This is a genomic window from Ruegeria sp. CE8, from assembly GCF_056537465.1.
In genome coordinates, this window is record NZ_JBQFRP010000023.1 from 20481 (window position 1) to 27303 (window position 6823).

General features: G+C 51.2%; 6 protein-coding genes. 1 reads left to right on the top strand and 5 read right to left on the bottom strand.

All coding sequences use genetic code 11. The annotated features are described in order from the left end of the window. Positions 1-58: 58 nt before the first annotated feature. From ACR0AA_RS22985 to ACR0AA_RS23005, 5 genes are all read right to left on the bottom strand, one after another. Positions 59-1060, bottom strand: a complete 1002-nt coding sequence (locus tag ACR0AA_RS22985) for an AraC family transcriptional regulator (protein WP_480666270.1) — start codon at positions 1058-1060, stop codon at positions 59-61. Positions 1061-1409: 349 nt separating this feature from the next. Further along, entirely contained in the window at positions 1410-2201 is a 792-nt protein-coding gene (locus ACR0AA_RS22990; protein ID WP_480757695.1) for a DUF3299 domain-containing protein, read from the bottom strand. A 141-nt stretch (positions 2202-2342) separates the two neighbouring features. Next, positions 2343-3125 (bottom strand): hypothetical protein, encoded by a 783-nt coding sequence (locus tag ACR0AA_RS22995; protein WP_170804462.1) that lies wholly within the window; start codon positions 3123-3125, stop codon positions 2343-2345. Positions 3126-3238: 113 nt separating this feature from the next. Then, on the bottom strand, positions 3239-3613 hold the full coding sequence (locus tag ACR0AA_RS23000) for a putative quinol monooxygenase (RefSeq protein WP_480757697.1): 375 nt from the start codon (positions 3611-3613) through the stop codon (positions 3239-3241). 110 nt (positions 3614-3723) lie between these two features. Further along, positions 3724-5466, bottom strand: coding sequence for an amidohydrolase (locus ACR0AA_RS23005; protein ID WP_480666274.1), 1743 nt, complete (start codon positions 5464-5466; stop codon positions 3724-3726). A gap of 158 nt (positions 5467-5624) precedes the next feature. Between ACR0AA_RS23005 and ACR0AA_RS23010 the strand changes: the two genes are divergently transcribed. Then, positions 5625-6569 (top strand): helix-turn-helix domain-containing protein, encoded by a 945-nt coding sequence (locus ACR0AA_RS23010; protein WP_480757700.1) that lies wholly within the window; start codon positions 5625-5627, stop codon positions 6567-6569. Positions 6570-6823 lie beyond the last annotated feature (254 nt).

Consider the following 6823-nt stretch of genomic DNA (forward strand, 5'->3'; position numbering starts at 1 on the left):
GCGACGTATCTCAGGTGTAGTTAAACAGCCCAGGCCGAAGCCAGGACATCGCATCCGCTCAATTTTGTCTTTGAAATTCGCGCGGCGTTAGCCCCGTCCAATGCTTGAATGCCGTAGAAAACGCGGGCTGGTCGGCAAAATCCAGGTAGAATGCAACTTCTCCGATGCTGAACCCGTCCTTGAGATACGTCTTCGCAAGATCGCACCTGATATTTTTGACAATACCACGAAAACTAAGGCCTTCCTCACTGAGACGTCGCGATAGCGAACGTGTGCTTAGCCCAAGGTTTGACGCCACTTCCTGCGCGTTTGCAATTCGTCCCGGGAGCTTATTCAATATCTGGGCTTCAACCTTACTACGTATCCCTGGTGAACTCGCGGTACGCATTCTCAAAAGGGTATTTCCGTAGTCCGTAAGATGGTTTCTGAGTGCAGGGTCATAACTTGGTATTGGGAGATCAAGCGATGCAAGCGACAGAATGATTTCGTTTTCTTCGGCGTCAAAGGAAATCGTGCAGCCCGCCGCTTTTCTCATTGCGGATGCCGAAGACTTAACTGCGTGCTTGTACCGAACTTCTAGAGGGTGAAGGTGAGTATTAGTGACAATGCGCATCAATGAAATTGTCGAGAACAAGAGAAACTCGGTGCGTCGATGATACCTGCTGAGCTCGCCATCAACAATTTGCATCCTCATCGAAGCGTGGTTTCCTGACTCAACAAGACTGTATTCAATGCTCTCATCAACCAAAGCACCGTAAAGTGAAGCATTTACAATAGCTTCTCTAAGATTCTGTGAATACTTTGAAATATACCAAACTATGTCGCGAGGCGTTTTAAATGCCAAACCGGCTATTGTAGCGAAGGCTCGGTCTCTTAACTGATCACAAGCCAAACGAATAAATTGACCCTCCTTAAATGGGTCAATCTCTCTGGTGGTCTCTTTCAAGTCGGCTCGCGTCAAACCTGAGTTTCTTAAGACTTCCTCAAATTCATTTGCATCTTCCATGTGCTGCGCGAGCATTTGGGCAAAATGCCGTAACCAAGTGTTGTCGACACCCATCAACCTATTCCAATAATACGCAGTGGTTTTGATGCGGGATGTTCCAAAAATGATATCTGACGAAGGGCTGCAAGTCACTTTGTATAGCAATAAAGATCATCTGTTTTGATAGATTATTTGCATCGAGCTTGAGGCAAGCAGAGGATCCCTCTCTTCCCTATGCTTCCGTTAATGAAGCCGAAAACTGTTCAAACTAACATTCAGCAGGAAACATCATTGTGTAGCCGTCTGCATTCAGGGTGCTTGCAAACCCACAATGTCACAACGAGATCAGCGGGGCGTCGACACTTTCACAACCTCAAAGTAATGATCTAGCACCCTAAGCTTTGGACGAATGAACCTCTCAGGATCAATGGGAGAATAATTCGACAAAACTTGCGTTTAGTTTGTAAGTAGACTCCACGTTTGTAGCGCCATCGTAGAATGCAACATGGCTGACTTTGCGTTCCTCTGAAAGTTCACCTTCGATCCAAAATGCATCGAAAATAGATTTAAGTTCGACGCCCTTGGGGTAGTCAACATGAATGATTTGGTTCGGTGGCGGCGAAGGTGTATGAACGCAAGAACCTGCAACAGGGACAAACAGGAATTCGGTTACAATTCCTCCATCGATTGTCAGTGGCACTATGTACCCGGGCAGCCTGATTGTCGTACCCAGTTTTTCCAAATTTGGACCGCGCCCGATTGCGTTGTTTTGCGCAATGATTTTTCGACGCTCTAGCATCAGGTTTTCCACGTCGACATCATTTGCGGACAGAACACCAGTGGCCGCCTTATACTCTTTAATTAGATCAGGATCAGAACGCTCACTGCTACTGGATGTTCGCCAACGAACTTGCGTTCGCATAGCGTTCAACAACGGATCTGGCAGCGAAGCAAATGGCGTCTCCAGAGACTTTAGCGCTGGTTTCAAATCACGCCAGCTAACCGCAACATGTTCCTGAATAGACTCATCCAGCGCTGTGGAGCTTTCGGCAATGGCCAAATCAAGTATGCGCTCAGACATGTCAAAACGCTTAGCCCCCGAAGGAGAGGTTGGGGTAGCAATTTCCTGCGGGTCCCGGGTAACCTCTGCCTGAACGACGTGAATGTGCGCGAACGCAAAAACTGAAATTGTCAGAGCGATCAGGTTACTTGTCATTCCAGAGCTCCAGTTGTTCCTCCAAGTAGCGACGGGGCCAAGTTTTCGGCCAAGGTCTATAAGCAAGAGATCGTTCACTCTCGTGTTTTTGCTGTTCCCGGCCGCTGAAAGCAGTTCCTTGAATCATGCCTCCAATGCCAGTCAAAAAAAGAACGACAAACCCAGTTTAAGTTGTCTGTCCGGCCCGCCATTAGGTTTGCGCTCTAGAGTGTAGTATCCCACACTGACGTCCATAGCGGTGCCTTTTGCCTCATTGATGATCGAGGTCTTACCAGCGGTCAAACCCAGTGGAATCGCCCAAGCTTCATCATTGCTGGCGGAGTTCCAATTGTACGAAACGACGTTATTGTACCCGATGTACCAGCCCTCTCCCAAACCATAGTTCAAAATAGGTTGCAGGATGGTCACGTTGAAATCGTTCTCGCCCCACATATGGGCAATGACGCCACCCCACGACAGATCACCTGTTTGCCCAAACATGACAAAGGCAGGGCCAGCACCCCAACCTGCGCCTTGCAAGGCGTCATTCGTGTGCGTTGGCAGGGAAACTTGCAGGCCGTAGCCCAGTGCGATTCCGCTTTCTCCCGGCGTAGGAGAATAGAATGCCTGCACAGTTGAATCGCCGATACCCCAGGTCAAATCGTCTTCTTCCGAGGGGTCGACAATTCCAGGCGGCAACACGGCTCCGGGCTGGACACCTTGAATCGGCACAATTCCCCGAAGCACTAAGGTGGCGTCCGTCAATGGAACTGAATAGACGGGCTGTAGCTGAAAATTGTAGCTGTCGTCGTCATTCGTCCCGGTTCTGAAGGCGATCGTGTTGTCGGTGATCAGCGCTTTTGTGTCCGCAAGCGGGTTCGCGGCCTTTCGCGCAGCCTGACAAGCGGCATCGCAGGCTTGGGCTTCATTGGCTTGAACACTCATCAGCCCAGCGAAGAAGACAGCACAAGTGCAAAGTCGGCATTTCATCATTTTCTCCCGAGTACCGCTTAGATTTTTCTGTAGACTTTTTCTGAACCTACTTTGCCATCGCGCATTCATTTGGATGGCCCTTGCGCTGCAGCTGCAATTGGTTGGCCAATCTCTGCCCCAATGCTTCGGAACAGTTCCTGATGGTCATTCGTAAGCTGCGAAAGGGTGACAATCTTCTCGAACTTCGCCAACTCAACCAACTGTGGAATGAAGGGCTCGATCAACGCTTCGTGCCGGGCATGGGCAGCGGCATCCACATAACGTTCGTAGCCGTACACCGTCTCGCCAACTCGGGCGAACTCGTAAACTAAAAGCCCGTCATCGGTGGCAGATGCCTCAACCATGTCTCTGGCCAAAGCATCGAAATCCTGTGCGTTTTCAGCCGGAACGCTCAGTATGGCAATGAATGCGACCTCTTCCGCGTTAGCATGAGTCACCATTGAAAAACTTGCAGCCACCCAAAAAGCTGTACAACGAACCAGTTGTTTCAATTTTGGCCTCCTATCCGGAGTTTGCACGAGACGGCCAAGGGCGTTGTACGCCCCAGCCGTCAAATGCCGTCCCGATGCGTGAACCGCCCATCCATTAGCGTGCCCAACACCTTGATGTTCGAGATTTCGCGCGGTTCGACTGCAGTAATGTCCTGATCGAGAACAACAAGGTCGGCATATTTGCCCACTTCGATGGACCCTATCTTGTCCTCCATTGCCTGCTGCGCGGCAGGATAGATTGTGACCGCTTTCAAAGACTCTTCCAATGAGGCCGGTTTGCGCGACAATGGGAACGGTTTGCTGTCCGGATTTAGTGGGTCCTGCAAAGTCATCGCAATTTCAACGTTCAGGAGCGGACCGATCAGATCAATCGGCGCGGATGGCACATCCGAAGAAATCGAAACGTTGTGCCCCAATGCCATCAGCGACGAATAGCGGGCAAAAATCGCTTCGACCTTTGCGCGCCCCAACAGGTCCAAAGCGTTTACGTCCTGAGCTTCCCAATCGACATGGAAAAGCGGGGTCGTGTTCACCATGATCTCGTTTTCGATAACAGTCTCGTGGTCCTGATCAGATACCCAGAAATAGTGGTGCAAAAGGTTATTCGGAACATCGTACCCCGCGCCTCGCGCCGTCATGATCGCGTTAACCGTGTTGCGCACTGTTTGTGACCCATCGACGTGAGTGCCCACCGGAAGTCCGTTCTGATTGGCCTGCAGGTAGACCGAAGTTATCATTGGGCCTTCAATGGCAGCCGCACCGCGCGTCGCGGACCCATCGGCGTAATCGTCCAGCATCCAGGCAGTCTTTGAACTCCAGTTCCCTTCTGGATGGATTTTGATGCCCCAGATGCGCAGCATGTCACTGTCGTATTGCTCGCGTAATTCGAGTGTGTGTTCTACGATTTCGTTAGCAGTGGCGGTCGGGTCCTTGAACCCCGTCGCTACAAAGGTACGGATCGTTAGCTCACCGTTCTTTTCCAGTTCGTGTAGGTGGGCCAGCGCGAGTTTCTCGTCATCTTTCACGAGGGACAGATCGGTAACTGTCGGCATAGCCATCAGAGGCACGTGAACGGCTGTAATTCCAGTTTTGACGGCCTGATCGTAGAGGTTTTTCTGGATGTCAGGAATTTCACCTGCCGGGTCCCAAGCACCTGCATTTCTAAATGCCGCAGCCCACTGGAACTCAATGCCGATTCCTGTCTGGTTGCCTTCGGCGTCGCGCTGCCAGAACATCACACCCGGCACCTGATCCTCTTCATCAGGGCTAACTTGACCCGCTTCAAAGGCTTTGGAGTTCATCCAAACATCGTGGATTGTGAAGTCGAGGATAAAGACCGGACGGTCAGAAACCACCGAATCCAGATCTTCTTTTGTAGGCCACCCGCCATAAGCCACCTGATTGAACCCATAGCCAAGGATCAACTCCTCGTCAGGGTTTGCATCGGCATATTCCTTGACTGCGGCCAAGGCCTCCTCAAGCGTTTCAATTCCAAACAGACTTACACCGCGCGACGTCCAGCCCGATGCAACGATGTGATCGTGCCCTGACACAAAGCCCGGCAGCAGGGTATCCCCGCCCAAGTCCAGAACTTCGGTGTTATCACCGATCAGCGCCTCGGCCCCAGCAACATCACCAACGTAGCTTATCTGGTTGCCCGTGACCGCAACGGCCTGCGCGGTCGGCGCATCGTCATTCATGGTAAGCACGGATGCGTTGGTAAAGACCAGATCGGCGGCCTGCGCATAGAGAGCAGTTGAGGACACCAATAGCGCAGCAATGGAAAGTGTAAGCTTCTTCATGAGGCACTCCGAGGACATTGACAGGTTTTCTGTGTTCGAGATCGATAGTGTAACCTGAGTTTAGGACTGGCTATCCGAATCGTGCAAACTATTATGAATAATTGAATTTCATTGTGCTACTGCCAGAGCTGGTCGCAGTAAGGGTTAACTGAGGCGCTATGTTACTGTCCAAGAAAATACGTTCAGTGGATCACCTGCCTGATTACACTGGCGTCCAACTCGAAGCGCTCGCTCTCTCTCCACAGGGTCCGAAGCTGAATTGGCGCATGGCCCAACACAATGGTTTTAGCCTTTATTGCGAGGAATATTTTTCGCGTATTCGTTTCCAAGAAGTTCAACACGGCGACACAGTCTTTCTCGGTTTAGTCTTGCCCAATGGCGAACCGGTTCGATTTCAGGGAACTCTATATGAGGATCCGTTTCTTGTGTTCTGGCAAGGGCAAAAGCCAACAGAGTATGACTACGTAGCCGAAGCTGGCACTCAGATATACCTGCTGGAAGTTCCATGGCTACAGGTCGAGAAGCGTGGATGGGCAACGTTTAAAGCACCCATCCGCCTGTCCAGATCCGACGCTCTGAGTGCTTATGCCCGATGCATTGAGAAATGGCTTTGCCACAAACAAACGACCGCGGATGGGACAGATGCTTGGATGTTAAATGACATCCTTGTAAACCTCGAAAACTTGGCAGGTGAACTCCTTTACCGTACCGAACCACAAATGGGCGCCGAAAAGGCGAGCTATAGTCAATGGAAGACCGTTGCGGCGGCTGAAGCGTATTTTTCAGAAAACCCGGCTGGCACGAAACTAACCGTTCAAGAACTGTGCCGCGAACTCGGGGTATCGAGGCGGTCACTCTTTTTGGCCTTTGAAAAACAACTTGGTGTTGGCCCAAGCAAGTTTCAATCGATTGTCCAGCTGCATCGACTAAGGTCGCTTCTGCTGGCAAGCACCTATGAGAAAGGTGTCATTTCCACGCTCATCGGCGAAGCCGGTTTTAGCCACCTAGGCCGGACATCAGTTGCCTACCGCCAATTCTTCGGTGAGACACCGATAGAAACCGCGTCTCGACCAAAAAAAAGTTCAGGCACAGGATCTTCGTAAAACGAAAGTTCGCTCTGGACTCAAGAGCTGCCATTCGATTCAGCCGCCAGATTCATGCTGCGAGCGTATAAGCTGTCGCCGAGAGGGCGGGAAGCGCAAATTCGCTGCGGAACGCGCCAAAGCCCCTATACGTATAAAGAGGGCAGCTTGATTTGGAGGGTGCCCTGGCAGCAATGATTGGGTTGGCCCAAAATGAACAAAGCCGCCCTGAGGCGGCTGGTTCGGCTGTGTTGGTTGCGGGAGTAGGATTTGAA